Here is a 24,873-nt window from a genome sequence, read left to right as displayed (position 1 = left end):
GTGACCGACGCCCCCCTTCGACGGCCACCGCCGGAATCATCGGCCGCAGGGTCACACGGCGGGGTCTGCGACACTGGATGAACCATGCCCAAGCCAGGAGAACTCACCTTCGTCGCGCCCCGCGGAGCCAAGAAGCCCCCGCGGCACCTCGCCGACCTCACGCCCGCCGAGCGCAAGGACGCCGTCGCCGCGATCGGCGAGAAGCCGTTCCGCGCCAAGCAGCTGTCCCAGCACTACTTCGCGCGGTACGCGCACGACCCCGCCCAGTGGACCGACATCCCGGCGGCCGCACGGGAGAAGCTCGCCACCGAGCTGCTGCCGGATCTGATGTCCGTCGTGCGGCACATCTCGTGCGACGACGACACCACCCGCAAGACGCTGTGGCGTCTGCACGACGGCACGCTGGTCGAGTCGGTGCTGATGCGCTACCCGGACCGGGTCACCATGTGCATCTCGTCGCAGGCCGGATGCGGGATGAACTGCCCCTTCTGCGCCACCGGGCAGGCCGGTCTCGACCGGAACCTGTCGACCGCCGAGATCGTGCACCAGATCGTCGACGGCATGCGCGCCCTGCGCGACGGCGACGTGCCCGGAGGGCCGGCCCGGCTGTCCAACATCGTCTTCATGGGCATGGGCGAGCCGCTCGCCAACTACAAGAGGGTCGTCGGAGCGATCCGGCGTCTCACCGACCCCGAGCCGGACGGTCTGGGGCTCTCGCAGCGCGGGATCACGGTCTCGACCGTCGGCCTCGTGCCGGCGATGCTCCGCTTCGCGGACGAGGGCTTCAAGTGCCGCCTCGCGGTGTCGCTGCACGCCCCGGACGACGAGCTGCGCGACACCCTGGTCCCGGTCAACACCCGCTGGAAGGTCCGCGAGGTCCTCGACGCCGCCTGGGAGTACGCGGAGAAGTCGGGCCGCCGGATCTCGATCGAGTACGCGCTGATCCGCGACATCAACGACCAGGCCTGGCGCGGTGACCTCCTCGGCCGGCTGCTGAAGGGCAAGAGGGTCCATGTGAACCTGATCCCGCTCAACCCGACGCCCGGTTCCAAGTGGACGGCCTCACGCCCCGAGGACGAGAAGGCGTTCGTGGAGGCCATCGCAGCCCACGGTGTGCCGGTCACCGTCCGGGACACCCGCGGTCAGGAGATCGACGGAGCCTGCGGGCAGCTGGCTGCGCAGGAGCGGTGACCCGCAGGGCCGTCGGCCGTGGCTGATACTGTGCCCTGTGCGTTCGCACAAATGAACAACGAAACATTCCGACAGGGGAGCGCACCACAGCGCTGAGAGTGCGGCGAGGCCTTCACGGCCACGGGCCGCAGACCCTCGGACCTGATCCGGGTCATACCGGCGTAGGGAGTCAGCAACATCATGAACAGCCAGCTTCGGCGTGCCGTCCGTACGGTACTCGTCGGCGCCGTCGGCGTCTGCGTACTCGCGGCGTGCGGTGGGGAGTCCAAGGACAAGGACCCGTCCGGCGGGGCGAGCGGCTCGAAGACCGTGACGCTCGTCAGCCATGATTCCTTCGCGGTGTCCGACGCCGTGCTGAAGGAGTTCACCGCGCAGACCGGATACACGGTCAAGGTGCTCAAGAGCGGCGACGCGGGCACCGCGCTCAACAAGGAGATCCTCACCAAGGGTTCCCCGCAGGGCGACGTCTTCTTCGGCGTGGACAACACCCTGCTGTCCCGCGCGCTCGACAACGACCTCTTCACGCCCTACGAGGCCAAGGGCCTCGACCAGGTCGCGCGGCAGGTCCAGCTCGACGCCGGCAAGCACCGCGTGACGCCTGTCGACACCGGCGACATCTGCGTCAACTACGACAAGAAGTTCTTCGCCGACAAGAAGCTCGCGCCGCCGCGGACCTTCGCCGACCTCGCGAAGCCCGAGTACAAGAACATGCTGGTCGTCGAGAACGCCGCCACCTCCTCGCCCGGCCTCGGATTCCTCCTCGGCAGCATCGGCGCGTACGGCGAGTCGGGCTGGCAGGGCTACTGGAACAAGCTCAAGGACAACGGCGTCAAGGTCGTCGACGGCTGGGAGCAGGCGTACAACGAGGAGTTCTCCGGCTCCGCCGGCGGCAAGAAGGCCAAGGCCGACCGTCCGCTCGTCGTCTCGTACGCCTCCAGCCCGCCGGTCGAGGTCCTCTACTCCGACCCGCAGCCGGCGGAGGCGCCCACCGGCGTGGCCACCGGCACCTGCTTCCGGCAGATCGAGTTCGCCGGCCTGCTGACGGGCGCGAAGAACGAGGCGGGCGGCAAGGCGCTGCTGGACTTCCTGATCAGCAAGAAGTTCCAGGAGGACATGCCGCTCACCATGTTCGTCAACCCGGTGGTCGACGACGCGAAGCTGCCCGAGTTGTTCACCCGGCACGGCGCGGTGGTCGAGAAGCCCGAGACCGTCGCCGCGGACACCATCGCGAAGAACCGTGAGCAGTGGGTCCGGTCGTGGTCCTCGCTCGTCGTGAAGTAGGCAGGTCCCTGCGCGGGAACGCGGCCCGGCTCGGCCTGATGGCCGGTCCGGTCGCGTTCTTCGCGCTCTTCTTCGCCTACCCCGTCTCGGCGATCGTCGGACGCGGCCTCCACGCCGACGGGGCCTGGCACTTCGACCGGTTCGGCGAGGTGCTCGGCCGGTCGGACATCCGCGAGGTGCTGTGGTTCACCACCTGGCAGGCGCTGGCGTCCACGGCACTGACCCTGCTGATCGCGTTGCCCGGCGCGTACGTGTTCGCCCGGCTCGACTTTCCGGGGAAGCGGCTGCTGCGCGCGGTGGTCACCGTGCCGTTCGTGCTGCCGACCGTCGTCGTCGGTACGGCGTTCCTCGCGCTGCTGGGGCGCGGCGGACTCCTCGACGAGCTCTGGGGGATCCGGCTGGACACCACGGTGTGGGCGATCCTCCTCGCGCACGTCTTCTTCAACTATGCCGTCGTCGTCCGCACCGTCGGCGGCCTGTGGTCGCAGCTCGACCCCCGCCAGGAGGAGGCGGCCCGGGTGCTGGGCGCGGGGCGCTTCGCCGCCTGGCGGCGGGTGACGCTGCCGGCGCTGGTGCCCTCCCTCGCCGCGGCAGCCCTCATGGTCTTCCTCTTCACCTTCACCTCGTTCGGTGTGGTGCAGATCCTCGGCGGCCCCGCCTTCTCCACCCTCGAGGTGGAGATCTACCGGCAGACCGCCGAGTTCCTGGACCTGCCGACGGCGGCCGTGCTGACGCTGGTGCAGTTTCTGACGGTCGGCGCGGTCCTGGCCGTGCACGCCTGGACGGTGCGGCGGCGGGAGAGCGCGCTGCGGCTCGTCGACCCGGCACGCACCGCGCGAAGGCCGCGCGGCGCTGTTCGGTGGCTGCTCCTCGGCGGCGTCCTGACCACGGTGGTGGTGCTGCTCCTGGTGCCGCTCGCGGTGCTGGTCGAGCGCTCCCTCGACACCCCGGCCGGCTACGGATTCGGCTACTACCGGGAGCTCGGCACCGTGGACCCGTCCGGCGGCGCGTTCCTCGTGCCGCCGATCGACGCCGTGTGGAACTCCCTCCGCTACGCCCTGGCCGCGACGGCCATCTCGGTCGCCGTCGGCGGTCTCGCCGCGGCCGCCCTCACCCGTCGTGCGGGCAGGCTCGTCCGGGGCTTCGACGCACTGCTCATGCTGCCGCTCGGAGTCTCCGCCGTGACCGTCGGCTTCGGCTTCCTCATCACCCTCGACGAACCGCCGCTGGATCTGCGGTCCTCGTGGATCCTGGTGCCCCTCGCCCAGGCGCTGGTCGGTGTGCCCTTCGTCGTGCGCACGATGCTGCCCGTGCTGCGCGCCGTGGACGAACGCCTGCGGGAGGCGGCCGCGGTCCTCGGCGCGTCCCCGCTGCGGGCCTGGCGGGAGGTCGATCTGCCGCTGGTACGCAGGGCGCTGGCGGTGGCCGCCGGTTTCGCGTTCGCCGTCTCCCTCGGCGAGTTCGGCGCGACCGTCTTCATCGCCCGGCCGGACAACCCGACGCTGCCCGTGGCCGTCGCACGGCTGCTGGGGCGGCCCGGGGAGCTCAACTACGGGCAGGCGATGGCACTGAGCACCATCTTGATGGTGGCGTGCGCGGCGGCGCTGCTGCTGCTGGAACGCATCCGTACCGAGTCCACCACCGAGGAGTTCTGATGGCGCTGCTGGAACTGGCGGGCGTGACCGTACGGTTCGGGCCGCGTACGGCGCTGGACTCGGTGGACCTCGAGGTCGCCGAGCACGAGATCGTGTGCCTGCTCGGACCGAGCGGCAGCGGCAAGTCGACGCTGCTGCGCGTGGTCGCCGGGCTCCAGGAGGCCGACGCGGGGCGGGTGTTGCTCGGCGGGGCCGACCAGGCGCGCGTACCGGTGCACCGGCGCGGGGTGGGGCTCATGTTCCAGGACCACCAACTGTTCCCGCAGCGAAACGTCGGCGGCAATGTCGCCTTCGGGCTGCGGATGCACGGTGCCGCCCGCGGGGAACAGGCCCGCCGGACCGACGAGTTGCTACGGCTGGTGGGGCTGCCGGGTGCGCAGCAGAGGTCCGTCGCGGCCCTGTCCGGCGGCGAGCAGCAGCGTGTCGCCCTTGCCAGGGCGCTGGCGCCGGAGCCGAGACTGCTGATGCTCGACGAGCCGCTCGGCCAGCTGGACCGTGGTCTGCGGGAGCGGCTCGTCGTCGAACTGCGCGAACTGTTCGGGCGGCTGGGGACGACGGTGCTCGCCGTCACCCACGACCAGGGCGAGGCCTTCGCGCTGGCCGACCGCGTCGTCGTCATGCGGGACGGCCGGATCGCGCAGGCGGGGACCCCGCTGGAGGTCTGGCAGCGGCCCGCGTCCCCGTTCGTCGCCCGCTTCCTCGGTTTCGACAACGTCGTGGCGGCGACCGTCGAGGGCACGGCCGCGAACACCGGGTGGGGCAAGGTGCCGGTACCGGACGGGTCCCCCCAGGGGGCGCGGACGGTGCTCGTAAGACCCGACGGGGTGCGGCTCACCGACCCGTCGGAGGGCCTGCGGTGCACGGTCGAGTCCCGCACCTTCCGCGGGAGCCACGTCGCCGTGCGGCTGCGCCCCGACGACGGGCCCCCGCTGGAGGCGGAGTGCTCCCTCGGACAGGCCCCGGCGCCGGGCGAGGCGGTGGGCGTGGTGTTCGCCGCCGACGAGGTCGTGGTCCTCGGTCCGGAGGCCTCTCAGTGAGCGTCCGCGAGTAGCCGACGCAGAGCGCCCGGAGCCTCCCCCACCGAGTCGACGAGGGCGATCCGCGCCTCCATCGACCGGCCGGCCGCGAGTGATCGCAGCAGCGGCCACGCCGGCAGATGCTCCGTCCAGTGGTGCCGGTCGACGAGCACCATGGGCGTCGGTTCGCCGCGCGACTCGTAGTAGTTCGGCGTGGCGTTGTCGAAGATCTCCTGGAGGGTCCCGGCGGCCCCCGGCAGGAAGATCACGCCCGCATTGGACCTCGCCAGAAGGCCGTCCTCACGGGTGGCGTTGGCGAAGTACTTGGCGATGTGCCCGGCGAAGGCGTTCGGCGGCTCATGGCCGTAGAACCAGGTCGGGATGCCGACGGAGCCGCCGCCCCGCGGCCAGCGGTGACGGACCTCGAAGGCCGCCTGCGCCCAGTCGGAGACGGACGGCACGAACGACGGGGCCTTGGCGAGCAGCAGCAGCGCGTCGTCCAGCATCTCGTCCGGGTGAGGTGCCGCGTACGCGCCCAGGTTGGCGGCTTCCATCGCGCCCGGCCCGCCGCCGGTGGCGACGGTGAAGCCGGCACGGGTCAGCTCCCGGCCCAGCCGAGCGGCGCCGGCGTACGCGTCCGTGCCGCGGCCCATCGCGTGGCCGCCCATCACGCCCACGACCCGCTCGCCGGCGAGGTGTTCGTCCAAGGCGTCGGAGATCGAGTCGTCGTGGACGGCGCGGAGCATCGAGGCGAAGATGTCGTTGTCGGCCTTCGTCCGCTGGAACCACGCGTAGGTCAGGGCGTCGGGCGTCGACCCGTAGCCGGCGTCCCCGAGGTCCTCGAACAGCTCGTCGGGGGAGTAGAGCAGGCCGCGGTACGGGTCGAAGGGCAGGTCGGGCGCGGGCGGGAAGACGAGGGCGCCGTCCGCGCGGACCTTGGCGGCGGCGTCCGGCTCCATGGGGCAGCCGAGGAACACGGCGGAGGCCGTGTCCGTGCGCAGGAGGTCGGCGGTGCGCCCGGTGAGATCCACGGACTGGATCCGGTGCCCGGCGAGCGAACCGCGGGCGACGACGTCGTCGAACTCTTCGAGGGACTCGATCTCGCGGTCGTGCGGGGTGGACGTCATGCGCCCACGATAGGCGGGCCGGGCCCCGCCGCCCGACCCGCCCGTCACCGGGCCGCCCCGCCGTGACCCGACATCTCGTTGCCGCCGGCTCGACGGCGGCGGCGTGCCTCGGTGCCCGACGCCCCGGGGTAACGGGTCAGCGGGTCAGAGGGGCGGCCGCCAGGGCGCCCACCGTCAGCGTCAGGGGGACGAAGACCATGAACAGGACCCCGGCGCGCAGGGCCGCCGCCTGTCGCAGGACCGTCGCCGGGGCGCCCAGCCGGACCAGGTCCGCGGTCGCCTCTGTGCGGGACTGTCTGGACTCCACCGCCGCCGTCAGCAGCGCCGCCGTGGTGCACACGACGACCAGGGTCGTTCCCAGCGCCGTCATCGGGCCCCACGGGCGCGGGGCGGAGCCGTACGCGGCGACGGCCGCCACCGCTCCGGAGGCCACCGTGCAGACCACGCCGAGGGGTCGGCCGATGCGCCGTGACTCCGCCATGAGGATGCGGCCGGACAGCAGCCGGAGCGCGCTCGGCCCGGCCGACTGGAGAAGACGGCCGCACAGGTATGTGAGGGCAGGTCCCGCGAGCCACAGGCCGGCCGCGGTGAGGGCCCAGCCCGCCAGCACGCCGGGCGGCCGGCTGTCGGCCTCTGTTCCGCTCACGTAGGTCTCGACCGCCAGGCCCACCGCGACCAGCGCGACGCCCCAGGGCAGCCCGGCCGGGGCGCCGGCCGGTTCCTCGGCGTCGGGCGCCGCGGGGCGCGGCCGCAGGACGACGGCGGCCGACGCGGTGGCGATGAGCGGCACGAGCGACAGCAGGGTGAGCGCGGCGGGCAGCGGCAGTGGCGTTTCGGCAAAGAGCAGTTCGGCCGCGGCCCCGTCGAACGGCAGCCCCGTCAGGTCGCCCCGCAGGTGCAGGAAGAACAGCAGCGCGAGCATGCTGCCGAGCGTGCAGGAGAGCGCGGTGGAGGCCGCGGCGAGCACGGCGAGGCGTACGGGCCCGAGGCCCACCGCGGAGAGGCCGGAGCGCGGCCGGGTGCCGGGGTCCGTGCGGGCCACGGCCACCGCGAGGTACACCGTGGCGGCGATCGGCAGCACGCACCACAGAAGGCGCCCCACGGAGGAACGGTCGTCGGGATGCGACAGCGCGTGCATCAGTGTGCACAACAGCAGGAAGCCGACACCCGCCGATGCCGCCGCCACCGTGAGCCGGCGCAGCAGTACCAGAGGATGCGACCCGCGCGTCAGACGGAGAGCGAGCACGCGGCCCGCCCTTCCGCGCCGGCGGTCGCCTGGGATCCCACCCGCCGCCCGTCGGCGAGCGTGATCGTACGGTCGGCGACCGCAGCGACGTCCGCGTCGTGCGTGGCGAGCAACATGGTGATCCGGTGCGAGCGGACGGCGGCCGTCAGCGTGCGCAGTACCTGGGCGCGGTCCTGGCTGTGCAGCGAGGCGGTCGGCTCGTCGGCGAAGAGCACGGACGGGGTCGTGACCAGGGAGCGGGCGACGGCGACGCGCTGCTGCTCGGCCCGGAGCAGCGCGTAGGGGCGCTTGTGCGCGCAGGGGCCGATGTCCAGGCGTTCCATCCACTCCATCGCCGTGGTCCGCGCCGCCCGGCGGGAGACGCCGGCGAGCAGCAGCGGCAGGGCGGTGTTCTCCCAGGCGTTGAGCTCCGGCACGAGCGTCGGCTCGGGGTCGAGCCAGCCGAAGCGGTCGCGCCGCAGCCGCTCGCGCACCAGGGCGGGCATGGTGTGCACGGGCGAGCTGTTGAACCACACCTCGCCCTGCTGGGCGACGAGCTGTCCGGACAGGCACTTCAGCAGTGTGGTCTTGCCGCTGCCGCGCGCACCGAGCACGGCGAGGATCTCGCCCTCCCGCACGCCGAGCGACACGCCCACGAGGGCCGGGGAGCCGCGGTGGGCGTGGTGCAGGGAGCGAGCCCAGATCACATCGTTGTCGGGCGGGGCCACCATGACGTACACCTCGGTTCTGATCAGATTTCCGGCCCCCCGTACGGGGGAACGAAGGCAGGGCCGATCGGTCACTGGGCACGCTAGGGAGTCATTGCCGGGGTACCGGGAAGCACGCGGCCCGGGCACCGTCCATCTCACTCGGATGGAGGTACCCGGGCCGCGTGCGGGAGGGCGGGGTGGAATCAGAGCTTGGTCCACGCCTCGGCGAGGACGCCGCGCAGGATCTGCTCGATCTCGTCGAACGTCGACCGGTCGGAGATCAGCGGCGGCGCCAGCTGGACGACCGGGTCGCCCCGGTCGTCGGCCCGGCAGTACAGGCCGTTGTCGTACAGCGCCTTGGAGAGGAAGCCGTACAGGACGCGCTCGGTCTCCTCGTCGTTGAAGGACTCCTTGGTGACCTTGTCCTTCACCAGCTCGATGCCGTAGAAGAAGCCGTTGCCGCGGACGTCGCCGACGATCGGCAGGTCGTGCAGCTTCTGCAGCGTGGAGAGGAAGCCGCCCTCGTTGTCGAGGACGTGCTGGTTGAGGCCCTCGCGCTCGAAGATGTCGAGGTTGGCGAGGCCGACGGCCGCGGAGACCGGGTGGCCGCCGAACGTGTAGCCGTGCAGGAAGGTGTTGTCGCCCTTGTAGAACGGCTCCGCCAGGCGGTCGGAGACGATGCAGGCGCCGATCGGGGAGTAGCCCGAGGTCATGCCCTTGGCGCAGGTGATCATGTCCGGCACGTAGTCGAACTTGTCGCAGGCGAACATCGTGCCGAGCCGACCGAAGGCGCAGATGACCTCGTCGGAGACGAGCAGCACGTCGTACTGGTCGCAGATCTCGCGGACCCGCTGGAAGTATCCGGGCGGCGGCGGGAAGCAGCCGCCGGCGTTCTGCACCGGCTCGAGGAAGACCGCGGCGACGGTCTCCGGACCTTCGAAGAGGATCTGCTGCTCGATCTGGTCGGCGGCCCAGCGGCCGAAGGCCTCGGGGTCGTCGCCGTGGATCGGGGCGCGGTAGATGTTGGTGTTCGGCACCTTGTGCGCGCCGGGGACCAGCGGCTCGAAGGGGGCCTTGAGGGCCGGCAGGCCGGTGATCGACAGGGCGCCCTGCGGGGTTCCGTGGTAGGCGACCGCGCGTGAGATGACCTTGTACTTGGTGGGCTTGCCCTGCAGCTTGAAGTACTGCTTGGCGAGCTTCCAGGCGGTCTCGACGGCCTCGCCGCCGCCGGTGGTGAAGAAGACCTTGTTGAGGTCGCCCGGGGCGTGGTGGGCGAGGCGCTCCGCGAGCTCGACCGCCTTGGGGTGCGCGTAGGACCAGACGGGGAAGAAAGCGAGCTCCTGGGCCTGCTTGTAGGCGGTCTCAGCGAGCTCGTGCCGGCCGTGGCCCGCGTTGACCACGAAGAGGCCGGAGAGGCCGTCGAGGTAGCGCTTGCCCTTGTCGTCGTAGATGTAGGTGCCCTCGCCACGCACGATGGTGGGCACGGGCGCGTGCTCGTACGACGACATGCGGGTGAAGTGCATCCACAGGTGGTCGTAGGCGGTCTTGGAGAGGTCCTTGCTCACGGCTATCGGGTTCCCCACATATAGGTCTGCTTCTTGAGCTTGAGGTAGACGAAGCTCTCGGTGGAGCGCACGCCGGGGAGCGCACGGATCCGCTTGTTGATCACTTCGAGCAGGTGGTCGTCGTCCTCGCAGACGATCTCCACCATGAGGTCGAAGGAGCCCGCGGTCATCACCACGTACTCGCACTCGGCCATGGCCGTCACCGCGTCCGCGACGGGGTCGAGGTCGCCCTCGACCTTGATGCCGACCATCGCCTGGCGTCGCAGGCCCACGGTGAGCGGGTCGGTGACGGCGACGATCTGCATCACGCCCTGGTCGAGCAGCTTCTGGACGCGCTGCCGCACGGCCGCTTCGGAGAGGCCCACGGCCTTGCCGATCGCGGCGTAGGGACGGCGACCGTCCTCCTGGAGCTGTTCGATGATCGCGAGGGAGACCGCATCGATCGTCGGGGTCGACGAACCACCTGCGGTCCCGTTCCTGGACTCTGCGCTACGACTGGCCACAACCGAACTCTGCACCGCGACTCGTCTGTCTGGCAAGCCCTGGGCGATGAAATTCGTTGTTGAACGGGCCGAACTTCACTGAATCCGAAGTTGGAGGGTGGCGGGCCTGTTGAAAACCTCTGCGAAGAGATTAGGGTGGGGTGTCTCACCCATCGGACACGACAGGAGGGGTGGCAACAGTGACCACCGAGCTGCGTCGACTGCGCAACTACATCAACGGGGAGTTCAAGGACGCCGCCGACGGCCGGACGATCGACATCGTCAACCCCGCCACCGGCGAGGTGTACGCCACGTCGCCGCTCTCCGGCCAGGCCGACGTCGACGCCGCCATGGACGCAGCCGCGGCCGCCTTCCCCGCCTGGCGCGACACCACGCCCGCGGAGCGCCAGAAGGTACTGCTGAAGATCGCCGACGCGTTCGAGGAGCGGGCCGAGGACCTGATCGCGGCCGAGTCGGAGAACACCGGCAAGCCCCTCGGGCTGACCCGCACCGAAGAGATCCCGCCGATGGTGGACCAGATCCGCTTCTTCGCCGGCGCCGCCCGCATGCTGGAGGGCCGCTCCGCCGGTGAGTACATGGAGGGCATGACCTCCATCGTCCGGCGCGAGCCGGTCGGCGTCTGCGCGCAGGTCGCGCCGTGGAACTATCCGATGATGATGGCCGTCTGGAAGTTCGCGCCGGCTCTCGCGGCGGGCAACACCGTCGTGCTGAAGCCGTCCGACACCACGCCCGCCTCGACCGTGCTGATGGCCGAGATCATCGGTGCCATCGCGCCCAAGGGCGTCTTCAACGTGGTGTGCGGAGACCGCGACACCGGCCGTGCGATGGTCGAGCACCCGGTCCCCGCCATGGCCTCCATCACCGGCTCCGTGCGGGCCGGCATCCAGGTCGCGGCCTCCGCGGCCAAGGACGTCAAGCGGGTCCACCTCGAGCTCGGCGGCAAGGCGCCGGTCGTGGTCTTCGAGGACACCGACATCGCCAAGGCCGTCGAGGACATCTCGGTGGCGGGCTTCTTCAACGCCGGCCAGGACTGCACGGCGGCCACGCGTGTCCTCGTGCACGAGTCGATCCACGACGAGTTCGTCTCCGCGCTCGCCAAGGCGGCGGCCGAGACGAAGACCGGCGCCCCGGACGACGAGGACGTGCTCTACGGTCCGCTGAACAACGCGAACCAGCTGGACCAGGTCACCGGCTTCATCGACCGCCTCCCGGCGCACGCCAAGGTCGAGTCGGGTGGGCAGCGGGTCGGTGACAAGGGCTACTTCTACGCCCCCACCGTCGTCTCCGGCCTCAAGCAGGACGACGAGATCATCCAGAACGAGGTCTTCGGCCCGGTCATCACCGTGCAGTCCTTCTCGGACGAGTCGCAGGCACTCGAGTGGGCGAACGGCGTGGAGTACGCGCTGGCCTCCTCGGTGTGGACCAAGGACCACTCGCGGGCGATGCGGATGTCCAAGGCGCTGGACTTCGGCTGTGTGTGGATCAACACCCACATCCCGCTGGTCGCCGAGATGCCCCACGGCGGCTTCAAGAAGTCCGGCTACGGCAAGGATCTGTCGGCGTACGGCTTCGACGACTACACGCGCATCAAGCACGTGATGACGTCGCTCGACGGCTGAGTCCCTGTTTCAGGACGCGGCGCGCCCGGTGCACTTGTGCACCGGGCGCGCTGTCGTGCGGGCGGTCCTCGCGAAAGGGTTTTGAACGCGTTCACTTCTGCCGTAGGGTGCCCGTATGAGCGAGCGAGCAGCCCTCTTGCGGGGAATACGCGTGTGGTTGGCCTTCTTCGTCGTGTGTCTGGTGCTCAGCGGGGTGACCGCGTTTCCCCTGGTGACGGAAGTGCGCCTGCTCGAGGACCTGCTGGGGTCGTCCGCCTCGCCCGTCCCCGAACAGCTGCCCGGCCTCATGGAGTGGGTCGGGCGGGTACGGGAAGGACTCGACGCGACCGAAGCGACGTACCCGTTCGTGCTCTACGGCACCGACTGGCTCGCCTTCGCCCACCTCGTGATCGCCGTCGCCTTCTACGGGCCCTATCGCGACCCCGTGCGCAACGTCTGGGTCGTCGAGTTCGGCATGATCGCCTGCGCCGCGATCATTCCGCTCGCCCTGATCTGCGGCCCGATCCGGGGCATCCCCTTCTGGTGGTCGGTCATCGACATGTCCTTCGGCGTCTTCGGGGTGATCCCGCTGTACCTCGTGCGCCGCAGGATCAAGCGACTCGAGGCGCTGACGGCGGCGGCGCCCGCGGCCGGACCCGTCCCGTCAGCGACCTGAGGTCATTGGTCGTCCGGCGTGCCGAACGTGGTGAGGATGACGTCCGTCACGACCGGGTTGGCTTCCCGCCCCTTCGACGGACCAGTTCCTGGTCGTCCGCGACCACCACACGGATCGGCAACTTCCCACCTCCCGGCCGGAGTTTACGTTCCCGGCGAGGATCCGGACGTGCCGGCCGGGACCGGCAGTACGACCCTGACCTCGAAGCCTTTCCCGCCAGGCCCCGCGCCGGTGCTCGCCGTACCGCCGTGCGCCGCCGCCCTTTCCCGTATGCCCGTCAGTCCGTGGCCGCCCGTCCTGCCGGGCCCCCCGGCCGGAGCCGGCCCCCGGCCGTCGTCGGTGACGGTGATCTCCAGGGCGCCAGGGCCGTGGTGGAGCCGGACGGACGCCCGGGTGGCTCCGGCGTGCTTGACCACGTTCGTCAGTGCCTCCTGCACCACGCGGAACACGGTGGCCCCGGTCGCCGGCGTCAGCGCCCGGGCCGCTCCCTCCGTACGGCAGGAGACCTCCAGACCTCCCGTCCTGACCCGGTCGATCAGGGTGGGCAGGTCGCCGAGGTCCGGCTGCGGTGCACGGGGCGCCCCCTGCACCTCGTTCTCCCGCAGCACCCCCAGCATGCGGCGCAACTGCGCCATGGCGTCCCGCCCCGCCTCGGAGATCGCGTCGAACGCCGCTTCCGCCTTCTGCGGGTCCGTGCGGACGGTGACAGGCCCCGCTTCCGCCTGCACGATCATGAGGCTCACCGCACCCGCAGCCAGAACGGCCAGCAGCACGGCCACCGGCGCCCGCCGCCGCCAGACGAGAGGCAGCACCGTCAAGGTGGTGAGCCCGTACGCCGCCCAGGTCGCCGGCGGCGAGCCGACGGGACGCGGCATCACGAACGGCATGGTCATCGCCGCCTGCACGAGAAGCGCGACACCGATGTCGACGTACCAAGGATTGGCCCGCGCCAGGGCCCGTGCCCTGGCGGCCGTCCGCCGCACGTCCACTACGGCTTGCGGCCCGGCGCGCCGGACTGCGGCACCTCCGCACAGTTCCGGACACGGGAGTGGTGGGCCGTGCCGGGGCGGATCCGGTCTGTCACCTCTGAGGTCCCTTCACAGAGCGCGAGTCTGCGAGGACGGCCCTGAGGGCGTCGACCCGGTTCGTGGTGATCGAGTCGATGCCGCAGCCGATCAGTCGCCGCATCGTACGGCGGGTGTCCGCCGTCCACGCGGAGACGAGCAGACCGTCCCGGTGCACACGGTCCGTCAACTCCCGCCCCACCAGACCGAAACGGTAGTTGAGCCAGCGCGGCTTCACGGCGTCCAGCAGCGCGGGGCGCGGCGGGGCCAGGGTCGTCCAGGTCATCGCGATCTCCGCGGTGGCGTCGGCCGCGCGGACCGCGAGCATCGTCGCAGGGCCGGCGCAGTAATAGACGTGCTCCGCCGCACCGCAGTCGCGGACGGTGTCCACCACGCGCCGCACCGACTCCGGTGTCGCGCCGGGCAGATCGATCATCAGCCGGTGCGGGCCGAGTCCGGTCAGCGCCTCACGGAGGGTAGGCACACCGCCATGGGTGAGGCCGTCGACATCCGCCTTCGTGAGCCCCGCCAGCGGCCGGTCATGACCCCACAACCGCTTCAGCGTCGCGTCGTGCAGCAGCACCGGGACGCCGTCCCTGGTGAGCCGTACGTCGATCTCGACCGCGTCCGCGCCGCGCCCCATGGCCGAGCGCAGCGAGGGCAGGGTGTTCTCACGGAACCGGTACGGGTCACCCCGGTGGGCGACCACCGTCACCGCGCGCATGTCAGCGGGCGAGCCACTCGGCGGTGTACGTGTCGATCTCCGAGACGATCCGGGCCTTGCCGGCAGGGTCCAGGAACGACGCCTGCACCGCGTTCTTGGCGAGACCGGCGATACCGCGTTCGTCCAGGTCCAGCAGCCGGGCGGTGACCGCGTACTCGTTGTTGAGGTCGGTGCCGAACATCGGCGGGTCGTCGCTGTTGACCGTGACCAGGACACCGGCGGCGACCATCTCCTTGACCGGGTGCTGCTCGAGGTCGGTGACCGCCCGGGTGGCGATGTTGGACGTGGGGCACACCTCCAGCGGGATCCGGTGCTCGGCGAGGTGGGCCAGCAGCTTCGGGTCCCGCACCGAGCTGGTGCCGTGTCCGATGCGCTCGGCGCGCAGATCGGTCAGCGCGTCCCAGATCGTCTGCGGCCCGGTCGTCTCGCCGGCGTGCGGCACGGAACGCAGGCCGGCGGCGATCGCACGGTCGAAGTACGGCTTGAACTGCGGGCGCGGAACGCCGATCTCGGGTCCGCCGAGACCGAAGGAGACAAGGCCCTCCGGCCGCAGGTCGACGGCGAGCCGTGCGGTCTCCTCCGCGGCCTCGAGCCCTGCTTCGCCGGGGATGTCGAAGCACCAGCGCAGGACCACTCCGAGCTCCCGCTCCGCCGCGGCGCGGGCGTCCTCGATGGCGGCCATGAATGCCTTCTCGTCGATGCCGCGGCGGGTGGAGCTGAAGGGCGTGATGGTCAGCTCCGCGTAGCGGATGTTCTGCCGCGCCATGTCGCGGGCGACTTCGAAGGTGAGCAGCCGCACGTCCTCCGGGGTGCGGATCAGGTCCACGACCGAGAGGTAGACCTCGACGAAGTGCGCGAAGTCGGTGAAGGTGAAGTAGTCGGCGAGTGCCTCGGGATCGGTGGGCACCATCGAGTCCGGGTGGTTCGCGGCCAGTTCCGCGACGATCCGAGGAGAGGCGGAGCCGACATGGTGCACATGCAGCTCTGCCTTGGGCAGCCCTGCGACGAAGGGGCGCAGATCGTTCATCGGATTCCTCCAGGTGGGACGGGCCGCTCCTGCGGGGCCGGGGACAGGTCCTGTTCGCCGGGCGGTGGTTGTGCTCCGGGATCATGGTAGGCGGCCCCCGGTGGCGAGAACCGAGGCCGTAACATGGCCGGACCACCGATGGGGGAGAACGATGTCCGACAATCAGGCTCAGCCGTCCGGCGGGCCTCAGCCGCACGACCCGTGGGCTCCGCCGGAGAGCAGCAGTGCCGCCGGCAAGGTGCCTCTGGACAAGCCGGCAGCGGCCCCGCCCGGCGTGCACGACCAGCCCACGGTCATCTCGATGCCCGGCGCGGGCCCCGAGGACACCGGGTCCGTCCCACCGCCGCCCGTCGCGCCCGGCGGGCCCGCACCCGCCCAGCCGGCCGCGGGAGCCTACGGCTACCCGGCGGCACCGAGCCTGCCCCAGCCCCCCGCTGCCGGCTTCGGCGCCCCGGACCCGTACGGCGCGGGGTACCCGGGCTATCCCGGATACGGTCAGGCCGCGGGCTGGCAGCAGCAGCCGGCCAACGGCATGGGCATCACCGCGATGGTGCTCGGCATCCTCTCCGTCTGCCTCTTCTGTCTGTACGGCGTCGTCGCCATCGTTCTCGGCATCCTCGCGCTGATCTTCGGCATCCTGGGCCGCAAGCGCGCCCAGCGGGGCGAGGCCACCAACGGCGGCATGGCGCTGGCGGGCATCATCCTCGGCGTGTGCGGCATCGTCATCGGGGCCGTCGTCATCGCGCTGATCGCCTGGGGCATCACCACGGCGATCAACGAGGAGAACAAGCAGGACGACTACGACTACGACAGCTACTCGAACCACCTGGTCGTCGACGTCAACCGCTAGAGCCTTTCGTCCTGGCTCAGGCGAGAGGCCCCGGTCCGGCCGCTGTCAGCCCCTGCCGCTCCGCAGTTCCTCGCGTGCCTCCATCAGCGCGAACCCCAGCAGGTTGAGCCCGCGCCAGCGAACGGGATCCTGCGCCCGCTCGTCGTCCGCGGCCAGTCCGATGCCCCAGATGCGGTCCATCGGGCTGGCCTCGACGAGCACCCGGTCCCCTGTGGCCAGCAGGAAGTCGCGCAGTGCCGCGTCCTGCCCGAACTTGTGCACGCTGCCCGAGCGCACGACCCCGAACCGCTCGCGCTTCCATATGGCGTCGTCGAAGCCGCGCACCAGCCGCCCCGCCTTCTTGGCCTCCGCCGGTGACTTCGCGGCCAGCGCCACTCGCTCCGCCTCCGCGTCGCCGAACAGCCGGGCCTTGGACGCCATCATCCAGTGCTCCGCCGTCGCATAGCGCACGCCGTCGACCTCGAACGGTGACGGCCACCACTGACTCAGGCAACTGGGCCCGATGGTGCCGTCCTTGCGCGGTGTGTGCCCCCAGAAGTGAAGGAACTTCACCCGCCCACCGGCCGCCGTGGTCTTGATCAGCTCATCGATCGTCCCCATGCACAGGAGTCTGGCAGCCGCCACTGACATCCCGTCCCGCGACGACGCCGGCGACGCGACACATGGTCGACCGATTCCGTCGCGTAATCAAATGGCAACAACGGAATCCCTTGTTGCACGGGTCACCCTCTGTCAGGATCGGCACTCAATTCGAGCTGGGACTACGGAGAGCGCAATGGGCAACCGCTTCCAGACGCAGGACCGCTTCGCTGCCGGCGCGCAGTTCATCGGCGGAAAACTGCGGCCCGGAACCTCGGGGCGTATGCAGGACATCGTCGATCCGGCCACGGGTCGGGCGATCCACACGTACGAACTGGCCGGCCCCGCGGACGTGGACGCGGCCGTCGCCGCCGCCCGCGACGCCCGGCCCGGCTGGGCCGGCGCCACCCCCGGCGAGCGCTCCGAGGCGCTGCACCGCTTCGCGGCCGTGCTGGCCGGCCAGGCGGAGGACCTGGCGGGTGCCGAGTCGCTCCAGTGCGGCAAGCCCATCAGACTGAGTACGGGGTTCGACGTCCCCGGCACCATCGACAACACCGCGTTCTTCGCCGGCGCCGCCCGTCACCTCGAGGGGCAGTCCGCGGGCGAGTACAGCGGCGACCACACCTCGTACGTACGGCGTGAACCGATCGGCACGGTCGGTTCCATCGCCCCTTGGAACTACCCGCTGCAGATGGCGGCCTGGAAGGTTCTGCCAGCCATCGCCGCGGGCAACACCATCGTCCTGAAGCCAGCCGAGATCACCCCGCTCACGTCGCTGATGTTCGCCCAGGCGGCCACCGAGGCAGGCGTCCCCGACGGCGTCGTCAACATCGTCAGCGGCGCGGGCAGTGACGCCGGCGAGTACCTCGTCGGCCATCCGGACATCGACATGACCTCGTTCACCGGTTCGACCGCGGTCGGCAAACGCGTCGCCCGCATCGCCACCGACACCGTCAAACGCCTCCACCTCGAACTGGGCGGGAAGGCCCCCTTCGTGGTCTTCGACGACGCCGACATCGAGGCCGCCGCGCACGGGGCCGTCGCCGGATCCCTCATCAACACCGGCCAGGACTGCACCGCCGCCACCCGCGCCTATGTGCAGCGGCCCCTGTACGACGCGTTCGTCGCCGCGGTCGCCGATCTGATGGCGACGGTCCGGCTCGGTGACCCGTTCGATCCGGCCACCGACCTCGGTCCGCTGGTCTCCCATGTGCAGCGTGACCGCGTCGCCGCGGTCGTCGACCGGGCGCGTGGTTACGCCACCGTGGTGACCGGCGGCGAAGCACCGCAGGGGGATCTGCGCGACGGCGCCTACTATCGGCCCACGCTGGTCACCGGGGCCGCACAGGACAGCGAGATCGTTCAGAACGAGATCTTCGGACCCGTCCTGGTCGTGCTGCCCTTCGACACGGACGACGAGGGCCTCGCTCTCGCGAACGACACGCCCTACGGGCTGGCGGCCTCCGCCTGGACCCGGGACGTGTACCGCGCCGGCCGTGCCACCCGGGAGATCAGGGCCGGCTGCGTCTGGGTCAACGACCACATCCCGATCATCAGCGAGATGCCGCACGGCGGATACCGCGCCAGCGGCTTCGGAAAGGACATGTCGGTGTACTCCTTCGAGGAGTACACACAGGTCAAGCATGTGATGTACGACAACACCGCCGTGGTCCGCAAGGACTGGCACCGCACGATCTTCACAGGCCGATAGCCGCCGGGCCGTGCTCGTCGCGGCCGTATCCACCCGAAAGGGCAGAGCGTCATGGAGCAGTACGAGACCGAGCGCCTCTCCGCGGCCCAGCTGGCGGCCATGCGGCGCAGCCTGACGAACGGGCGAGGGGCCCTCTCCCGCCGTTCGCTGCTGCGGGTGTCGGGCGCCGGTGCGCTCGCCGTCGGCGGCGCGGGCATCCTGAGCGGCTGCGGCATCCCGCCCGCCAAGCGGGAGAGCGGAGCAGCCGACTCGGACGACCACTCGGACAAGGAGAAGCAGCTCACCTTCTCCAACTGGACCGAGTACATGGACACCAGCGAGGACGGGAAGAGCCGCCCGACCCTCGAAGCATTCACGAAGCGGACCGGGATCAAGGTCAAGTACACCGAGGACATCAACGACAACGTCGAGTTCTTCGGCAAGATCCAGCCGCAGCTCGCGGCCGGCCAGGACACCGGACGCGACCTGATCAACGTCACCGACTGGCTGGCGGCCCGGATCATCCGCCTCGGCTGGGCCCAGAAGCTCGACCCGTCGCTGCTGCCGCACGCCTACGCCAACCTCTCGTCCCAGTTCCGCACCGTGGACTGGGACCCGGGCCGGGCCTACTCCTACCCGTGGACCGGCATCCCGTGCGTGATCGCCTACAACGCGAAGGCGACCCGCGGCCGGAAGGTCGACTCCGTCACCCAGCTGCTCGACGACCCGTCGCTCAAGGGCCGCGTCGGCTTCCTCACCGAGATGCGCGACACCGTCGGTATGACCCTGCTCGACATGGGCAAGGACCCCGGCACGTTCACCGACGCCGACTACGACGCCGCCGTCGGGCGCCTTCAGAAGGGTGTCGACAAGAAGCAGATCCGCCGGTTCACCGGCAACGACTACACCTCCGACCTGGCCAAGGGCGACCTCGCCGCCTGTCTCGCCTGGGCGGGTGACGTGATCCAGCTCCAGGCCGACAACCCGGACATCAAGTACGCGATCCCGGCCGCCGGTTATGTCACGGCGACCGACAACCTGCTCGTCCCGGCCGAGGCACGGCACCGCAAGAACGCCACCCGGCTCATCGACTACTACTACGAGCTGCCCGTCGCCGCGCAACTCGCCGCGTACATCAACTACGTGTGCCCGGTCACCGGCGTCGGCGCCGAACTCGCGAAGATCGACCCGGAGCTGGCGAAGAACCCGCTGATCATTCCGGACGAGGCCATGGCCGCCAAGTCCCATTCGTTCCGCTCGCTCTCCTCCGAGGAAGAGACGGCGTACGAAGAGAAATTCGCCAAGCTCATCGGCGCCTGACCCGCCCCCCACTTCCCCCGACACCTGGGATCGCGACCCATGACTGACAAGCAAGCGGGCGGCGATGTCCGCCTCTCCGGGATCAGCAAGACCTACGGCTCGTTCACGGCCGTCCACCCGCTGGACCTGACCGTCCCCCAGGGCTCGTTCTTCGCCCTGCTCGGCCCCTCCGGCTGCGGAAAGACCACCACGCTGCGGATGATCGCCGGACTCGAGGACCCGACCACGGGCACCGTCCGTCTCGGTGACAAGGACGTCACCGACCTGCCGCCGCACAAGCGGCCCGTGAACACGGTCTTCCAGAGCTACGCGCTCTTTCCGCACCTGAGCATCTACGAGAACGTCGCCTTCGGGCTGCGCCGCCGTGGCGTCAAGTCCGTGAAGAAGCAGGTCGACGACATGCTGGAGCTCGTCCAGCTCGGCGACTTCGCCCAGCGCAAGCCGCACCAGCTCTCCGGTGGACAGCAGCAGCGGGTCGCCGTCGCCCGGGCGCTCATCAACCACCCGCAGGTCCTGCTGCTCGACGAGCCGCTCGGCGCCCTCGACCTCAAGCTGCGGCGCCAGATGCAGCTGGAGCTCAAGCGCATCCAGACGGAGGTCGGCATCACCTTCGTCCACGTCACCCACGACCAGGAGGAGGCCATGACCATGGCCGACACGGTCGCGGTGATGAACGGGGGCAGGGTCGAGCAGCTCGGAGCGCCCGCCGAGCTGTACGAGAACCCGCGGACGACCTTCGTCGCCAACTTCCTCGGCACCTCCAACCTCATCGAGGCCGAGGTGGTCCGGAGCTCGGGCGACGAGGTCGTCGTCACCGCGGGCGGCGGCAAGCTCCGGCTGCCCGCCGGGCGCTGCCCGGACGCCACCGCCACCGGCGGCCGGCTCCTCGTCGGAGTCCGGCCGGAGAAGATCTCCCTCACCCCTGTCGCCGACGCGGACGCCGTGCCCGCAGGCCGCAACTCCGTCACGGGCCGGATCCTCGACTCCTCCTTCATCGGCGTCTCGACGCAGTACGTCGTAGAGAGCCCGGCGGGCAAGGGCCTCGAGGTCTACGCACAGAACGTCGAACACCGGGCCGGCCTGGAGCCGGGCGCCGAGGTCGTCCTGCACTGGAACCCGGAGCACACCTTCGGCCTCGACGCCGCCCAGGCCATCGACGCGGGCGTGGAGACGGTGGGGGAGCGGCCATGACCGTCACCCAGGCACCGCCGTTGTCGCCCGCCCCCGGCGGGCCGCCCGTTCACAGAACACCGGTGCGCCGCAGGCTGGTCCCTTACTGGCTGCTGCTCCCCGGCATCCTGTGGCTGGTCGTCTTCTTCGTGCTGCCCCTCGTCTACCAGGCGTCGACCTCCGTGCAGACGGGGTCCCTGGAGGAGGGCTTCGAGGTCACCTGGCACTTCGCGACCTACTGGGACGCGCTGAGCGAGTACTACCCGCAGTTCCTGCGCTCCCTGCTGTACGCGGGCACCGCCACCGCACTGTGCCTGCTGCTCGGCTATCCGCTCGCGTATCTCATCGCGTTCAAGGCCGGCCGCTGGCGCAATCTGCTGCTCGTGCTGGTGATCGCGCCGTTCTTCACCAGCTTCCTGATCCGCACCCTCGCCTGGAAGACGATCCTCGCGGACGGCGGGCCGGTGGTGGAAGTGCTGGGGGCCGTCGGCTTCCTGGACGTCACCAGCTGGCTCGGGCTCACCGAAGGCAGCCGCGTGCTGGCCACACCGCTGGCGGTCGTCACCGGTCTGACGTACAACTTCCTGCCGTTCATGATCCTTCCGCTCTACACCTCGCTGGAGCGGATCGACCCGCGGCTCCACGAGGCGGCCGGAGACCTGTACGCCAGGCCCGCCACGACCTTCCGCAAGGTGACCCTCCCGCTGTCCATGCCGGGTGTGGTCTCCGGGACGCTGCTGACGTTCATCCCGGCGAGCGGTGACTACGTCAACGCCCAGCTGCTGGGCTCGACCGACACCCGCATGATCGGGAACGTCATCCAGTCGCAGTTCCTGCGGGTGCTCGACTACCCGACGGCGGCCGCGCTGTCGTTCATCCTCATGGCGATCGTGCTGATCACGGTCACCGTCTACATCCGCCGGGCCGGAACGGAGGACCTGGTCTGATGAGCTGGGCAAGGCGCAACATCGTCGTCATCGCGGGCCTGCTCACGCTCGCGTACCTGATCCTGCCGAACATCGTCGTGATGGTGTTCTCGTTCAACAAGCCCGCCGGGCGTTTCAACTACGCCTGGCGGGAGTTCTCCACCGACGCCTGGCGTGACCCGTGCGGCGTCGCCGACCTGTGCGGTTCGCTCGCGCTCTCACTGCAGATCGCCCTGTGGGCGACGGTCGGCGCCACCGTTCTCGGCGCCATGATCGCCTTCGCGCTCGTCCGCTACCGGTTCCGGGCCCGCGGCACGATCAACTCGCTGATCTTCCTGCCGATGGCGATGCCCGAAGTGGTCATGGCCGCCTCGCTGCTGACGCTCTTCCTCAACCTCGGCGCCGAGCTGGGCTTCTGGACGATCCTCATCGCGCACACCATGTTCTGTCTGAGCTTCGTCGTGGTGGCGGTGAAGGCGCGGGTCATGTCGATGGACCCGAGGCTGGAGGAAGCGGCGAGGGACCTCTACGCCGGGCCCGTGCAGACGTTCCTGCGGGTCACGCTCCCGATCGCCGCACCCGGCATCGCCGCCGGCGCGATGCTGGCCTTCGCCCTGTCCTTCGACGACTTCATCATCACCAACTTCAACTCCGGCAACACCGTCACGTTCCCCATGTTCGTATGGGGCTCGGCCCAGCGCGGTACGCCCGTCCAGATCAACGTCATCGGTACGGCCATGTTCGCCGTCGCCGTACTGATCGTGGCCGGCGGTCAGATCATCAGCAGCCGCCGGAAGAAGCGCGCCCTGACCCGGTAGACCGGACCGGCGGCACCAGAACCGGACCCGGTAGCACCCAGAAGGAGTGGGAACCATGGCCCCAGCCGCCATGACCTCTGCACGATCGCTCTCCGACGCGCGGCCCGCGCCGTTCTGGCTGGAAGACCCCGGCAAGCCGGACCCGCTGCCCGCCCTCACCGGCGACGAGCGGTGCGACCTCCTTGTCGTCGGCGGCGGGTACAGCGGACTGTGGACGGCGCTGCTCGCCAAGGAGCGGGACCCGGCACGGGACGTCGTCCTGATCGAGGGCCGGGAGGCGGGCTGGGCCGCCTCCGGCCGCAACGGCGGCTTCTGCGCCGCCTCGCTCACCCACGGCCTCGGCAACGGACTGGCCCGCTGGCCGGACGAGCTGAGCACGCTGGAGGAGCTCGGCGGGCGCAACCTCGACGCCATCGAGGAGGCCGTCGGCCGGTACCGCATCGACTGCGACTTCGAACGCACCGGTGAGATCGACGTCGCCACCGAGCCCTACCAGCTCGCCGAGCTCCACGAGATGCACCAGGAGGCCACCCGGCTCGGATTCACCGGCCTGGAACTCCTCGACGCGGACGCGATGCGCGCGGAGGTCGACTCGCCGACCTTCCTCGGCGGGCTGTGGGACCGCCGCGGGGTGGCCATGCTGCACCCGGCGAAGCTCGCCTGGGGCCTTCGGCGGGCGTGTCTGGACCTGGGGGTGCGTATCTACGAGAACACCCCCGGCCTGCGGCTCACGCCCTCCGGCCCGGGCATCGTCGTCCGCACCCCTTACGGCCGCGTCCTCGCGCACCGGGTGGCGCTCGGCACGAACGTCTTCCCCTCGCTGATCCGGCGGGTACGCGCCTACACCGTCCCGGTGTACGACTACGCGTTGATGACCGAGCCGCTCAGCGCCGCCCAGCTCGCCTCCGTCGGCTGGAAGAGGCGGCAGGGGCTCGGCGACAGCGCCAACCAGTTCCACTACTTCCGGATCACCGCCGACAACCGCATCCTGTGGGGCGGCTACGACGCCGTCTATGCCTTCGGTGGCAAGGTGCGTGCCGAGATGGACCACCGGCCGGAGACGTATCTGAAGTTGGCTTCGCACTTCTTCCGCTGCTTCCCGCAGCTCGAGGGGCTCCGCTTCAGCCACGCCTGGGGCGGCGCCATCGACACCTGCACACGTTTCTCCGCCTTCTTCGGCACCGCGCACGGCGGCAAGGTCGCCTACGCGGCCGGCTTCACAGGGCTCGGCGTCGGCGCGACCCGGTTCGGCGCCGACGTGATGCTCGACCTGCTGTCGGGGGAGCGGACCGAACGGACCGAGCTGAAGATGGTGCGCAGCAAGCCGCTCCCGTTCCCGCCGGAGCCGGTGGCGTGGGCCGGTATCGGCCTGACCAAGTGGGCCATGGCCAGGGCCGATGCCAACGGCGGCCGGCGCAATCTGTGGCTGCGGACGATGGACCGGTTCGGCCTCGGCTTCGACAGCTGACGAGCCCCCGGCCGCCGCGGCCAGCCACGTCCCGGACGCGCGGTGCGGCTCACCGACGGTTGATCTCCCAAGTCGCGTAATGGATGGGCCTCGCCCCGCTCTCTGTGTGTGCAAGCACTCTCGTGCACACGAACGGAGACCGGATCATGAGCCGAGCGAGCGCCAGGATCGCGATGGAGTGGCTGGCGGCGGTGGCGCCGGATCCGGAGACCTGCCGGTGGGAATGGGAGCGGAACCAGCACGGGATCGCCCTCCTTCCTGCCGGCCGGCGCTGGGACGTACTGATCCTGCCGGGCGAGCTGGGGTACCCCACGCTGGATGTGCTGACCCGGCTGGTCGACCGGCCGGGTCCGGTCCTGTCCGGTTTCGGTGAGTCGCGCATGGGCTTCTTCGTACCGCCCGGCACCGCGGGACGGTGGTTGGGCACGGGCATCCGGACGGCGGGGCAGGGCACCTGGATCGTCGTGCCGTATCCGGGCAGGACGGCGGGCCGGGTGCGCTGGCTGATCCCCCCGGACGGCTCCGGGACACTCACTGATCCCTCACTGCTGGAGCTCGCCATGCACGAGGCCGCCGCGGGGCTCGCGCGAGGCGGCAGGGACTGAGACGTGGCCGTCCGGGAGTGACAGAGGTCTTGACAACCTAATTGGTCTGGACCATGTTGTGGCCGCCGCACTCGAATCCCCCATG

The 24,873-nt window shown here is 70.5% G+C and carries 23 protein-coding genes and 1 riboswitch; of the genes, 14 read left to right on the top strand and 9 right to left on the bottom strand.

All coding sequences use genetic code 11. The annotated features are described in order from the left end of the window. The first annotated feature begins 84 nt into the window (after positions 1-84). The 4 genes from rlmN (at position 85) to GLX30_RS10495 (ending at position 5,164) form a co-directional block, all read left to right on the top strand. Positions 85-1,191, top strand: coding sequence for a 23S rRNA (adenine(2503)-C(2))-methyltransferase RlmN (gene rlmN, locus GLX30_RS10510; RefSeq protein ID WP_159686472.1), 1,107 nt, complete (start codon positions 85-87; stop codon positions 1,189-1,191). Between the two features lie 63 nt (positions 1,192-1,254). Further along, positions 1,255-1,376: riboswitch (TPP riboswitch) on the top strand. Then, complete coding sequence (locus GLX30_RS10505) at positions 1,372-2,472, top strand: thiamine ABC transporter substrate-binding protein (protein WP_159686469.1); 1,101 nt, start codon at positions 1,372-1,374, stop codon at positions 2,470-2,472. Its footprint overlaps the riboswitch before it by 5 nt. 38 nt (positions 2,473-2,510) lie before the next feature. Further along, positions 2,511-4,127 (top strand): iron ABC transporter permease, encoded by a 1,617-nt coding sequence (locus GLX30_RS10500; RefSeq protein ID WP_159694966.1) that lies wholly within the window; start codon positions 2,511-2,513, stop codon positions 4,125-4,127. Continuing rightward, positions 4,127-5,164, top strand: a complete 1,038-nt coding sequence (locus GLX30_RS10495) for an ABC transporter ATP-binding protein (RefSeq protein ID WP_159686466.1) — start codon at positions 4,127-4,129, stop codon at positions 5,162-5,164. Before GLX30_RS10500 ends, GLX30_RS10495 begins: the two co-directional genes overlap by 1 nt. Here GLX30_RS10495 and GLX30_RS10490 read toward each other — a convergent pair. From GLX30_RS10490 to GLX30_RS10470, 5 genes are all read right to left on the bottom strand, one after another. After that, the gene (locus tag GLX30_RS10490) at positions 5,158-6,270 is read right to left on the bottom strand and encodes an LOG family protein (protein WP_159686463.1); all 1,113 of its coding nucleotides are present in this window, start codon (positions 6,268-6,270) and stop codon (positions 5,158-5,160) included. The two genes, GLX30_RS10495 and GLX30_RS10490, sit on opposite strands and share 7 nt — an antisense overlap. 136 nt (positions 6,271-6,406) lie before the next feature. Beyond that, entirely contained in the window at positions 6,407-7,516 is a 1,110-nt protein-coding gene (locus tag GLX30_RS10485; RefSeq protein ID WP_159686460.1) for a hypothetical protein, read from the bottom strand. Next, on the bottom strand, positions 7,498-8,226 hold the full coding sequence (locus GLX30_RS10480) for an ATP-binding cassette domain-containing protein (RefSeq protein ID WP_159686457.1): 729 nt from the start codon (positions 8,224-8,226) through the stop codon (positions 7,498-7,500). Before GLX30_RS10480 ends, GLX30_RS10485 begins: the two co-directional genes overlap by 19 nt. Positions 8,227-8,408: 182 nt before the next feature. Beyond that, positions 8,409-9,788, bottom strand: coding sequence for an aspartate aminotransferase family protein (locus GLX30_RS10475; protein WP_159686454.1), 1,380 nt, complete (start codon positions 9,786-9,788; stop codon positions 8,409-8,411). Beyond that, on the bottom strand, positions 9,773-10,288 hold the full coding sequence (locus GLX30_RS10470; protein ID WP_159686451.1) for an Lrp/AsnC family transcriptional regulator: 516 nt from the start codon (positions 10,286-10,288) through the stop codon (positions 9,773-9,775). Before GLX30_RS10470 ends, GLX30_RS10475 begins: the two co-directional genes overlap by 16 nt. A gap of 164 nt (positions 10,289-10,452) precedes the next feature. Between GLX30_RS10470 and GLX30_RS10465 the strand changes: the two genes are divergently transcribed. Together GLX30_RS10465 and GLX30_RS10460 are read left to right on the top strand one after the other, a co-directional pair. Further along, positions 10,453-11,892, top strand: a complete 1,440-nt coding sequence (locus tag GLX30_RS10465; RefSeq protein ID WP_159686448.1) for a gamma-aminobutyraldehyde dehydrogenase — start codon at positions 10,453-10,455, stop codon at positions 11,890-11,892. Between the two features lie 115 nt (positions 11,893-12,007). Continuing rightward, entirely contained in the window at positions 12,008-12,547 is a 540-nt protein-coding gene (locus GLX30_RS10460; RefSeq protein WP_159686445.1) for a hypothetical protein, read from the top strand. 143 nt (positions 12,548-12,690) lie between these two features. Here GLX30_RS10460 and GLX30_RS10455 read toward each other — a convergent pair whose 3' ends face one another. From GLX30_RS10455 to GLX30_RS10445, 3 genes are all read right to left on the bottom strand, one after another. Then, positions 12,691-13,440 carry an ATP-binding protein gene (locus GLX30_RS10455; RefSeq protein WP_159694965.1) on the bottom strand — a complete coding sequence of 250 codons (750 nt, stop codon included), beginning with the start codon at positions 13,438-13,440 and terminating at the stop codon, positions 12,691-12,693. 187 nt (positions 13,441-13,627) lie between these two features. Next, entirely contained in the window at positions 13,628-14,335 is a 708-nt protein-coding gene (locus GLX30_RS10450) for a glycerophosphodiester phosphodiesterase (RefSeq protein WP_159686442.1), read from the bottom strand. A 1-nt stretch (position 14,336) separates the two neighbouring features. Next, on the bottom strand, positions 14,337-15,362 hold the full coding sequence (locus GLX30_RS10445) for an adenosine deaminase (RefSeq protein ID WP_159686439.1): 1,026 nt from the start codon (positions 15,360-15,362) through the stop codon (positions 14,337-14,339). 151 nt (positions 15,363-15,513) lie between these two features. Here GLX30_RS10445 and GLX30_RS10440 point away from each other — a divergent pair, with 151 nt between their 5' ends. After that, positions 15,514-16,212, top strand: a complete 699-nt coding sequence (locus GLX30_RS10440) for a DUF4190 domain-containing protein (protein WP_159686436.1) — start codon at positions 15,514-15,516, stop codon at positions 16,210-16,212. Positions 16,213-16,257: 45 nt separating this feature from the next. Here the strand turns inward: GLX30_RS10440 and GLX30_RS10435 are convergent, their stop codons facing one another. After that, entirely contained in the window at positions 16,258-16,812 is a 555-nt protein-coding gene (locus GLX30_RS10435) for an NADAR family protein (RefSeq protein WP_159686433.1), read from the bottom strand. A gap of 175 nt (positions 16,813-16,987) precedes the next feature. Between GLX30_RS10435 and GLX30_RS10430 the strand changes: the two genes are divergently transcribed. The 7 genes from GLX30_RS10430 (at position 16,988) to GLX30_RS10400 (ending at position 24,788) form a co-directional block, all read left to right on the top strand. After that, positions 16,988-18,502, top strand: a complete 1,515-nt coding sequence (locus tag GLX30_RS10430; RefSeq protein WP_159686430.1) for a gamma-aminobutyraldehyde dehydrogenase — start codon at positions 16,988-16,990, stop codon at positions 18,500-18,502. A 51-nt stretch (positions 18,503-18,553) separates the two neighbouring features. Further along, complete coding sequence (locus tag GLX30_RS10425; RefSeq protein ID WP_159686427.1) at positions 18,554-19,801, top strand: spermidine/putrescine ABC transporter substrate-binding protein; 1,248 nt, start codon at positions 18,554-18,556, stop codon at positions 19,799-19,801. Between the two features lie 39 nt (positions 19,802-19,840). Then, positions 19,841-20,992 carry an ABC transporter ATP-binding protein gene (locus GLX30_RS10420; protein WP_159686425.1) on the top strand — a complete coding sequence of 384 codons (1,152 nt, stop codon included), beginning with the start codon at positions 19,841-19,843 and terminating at the stop codon, positions 20,990-20,992. Beyond that, on the top strand, positions 20,989-21,918 hold the full coding sequence (locus GLX30_RS10415) for an ABC transporter permease (protein ID WP_159686422.1): 930 nt from the start codon (positions 20,989-20,991) through the stop codon (positions 21,916-21,918). Before GLX30_RS10420 ends, GLX30_RS10415 begins: the two co-directional genes overlap by 4 nt. Then, on the top strand, positions 21,918-22,715 hold the full coding sequence (locus GLX30_RS10410) for an ABC transporter permease (RefSeq protein WP_159686419.1): 798 nt from the start codon (positions 21,918-21,920) through the stop codon (positions 22,713-22,715). The genes GLX30_RS10415 and GLX30_RS10410 overlap by 1 nt, the downstream gene beginning before the upstream one ends. A 55-nt stretch (positions 22,716-22,770) precedes the next feature. Continuing rightward, positions 22,771-24,183 carry an FAD-binding oxidoreductase gene (locus tag GLX30_RS10405; protein WP_159686417.1) on the top strand — a complete coding sequence of 471 codons (1,413 nt, stop codon included), beginning with the start codon at positions 22,771-22,773 and terminating at the stop codon, positions 24,181-24,183. Between the two features lie 146 nt (positions 24,184-24,329). Next, positions 24,330-24,788, top strand: a complete 459-nt coding sequence (locus GLX30_RS10400) for a hypothetical protein (protein ID WP_159686414.1) — start codon at positions 24,330-24,332, stop codon at positions 24,786-24,788. Positions 24,789-24,873 lie beyond the last annotated feature (85 nt).

Source organism: Streptomyces sp. Tu 2975, from assembly GCF_009832925.1.
GTDB lineage: Bacteria > Actinomycetota > Actinomycetes > Streptomycetales > Streptomycetaceae > Streptomyces.
Note: the sequence above shows the minus strand (reverse complement) of the source record. Positions and strands in the feature narration are given on the sequence as shown.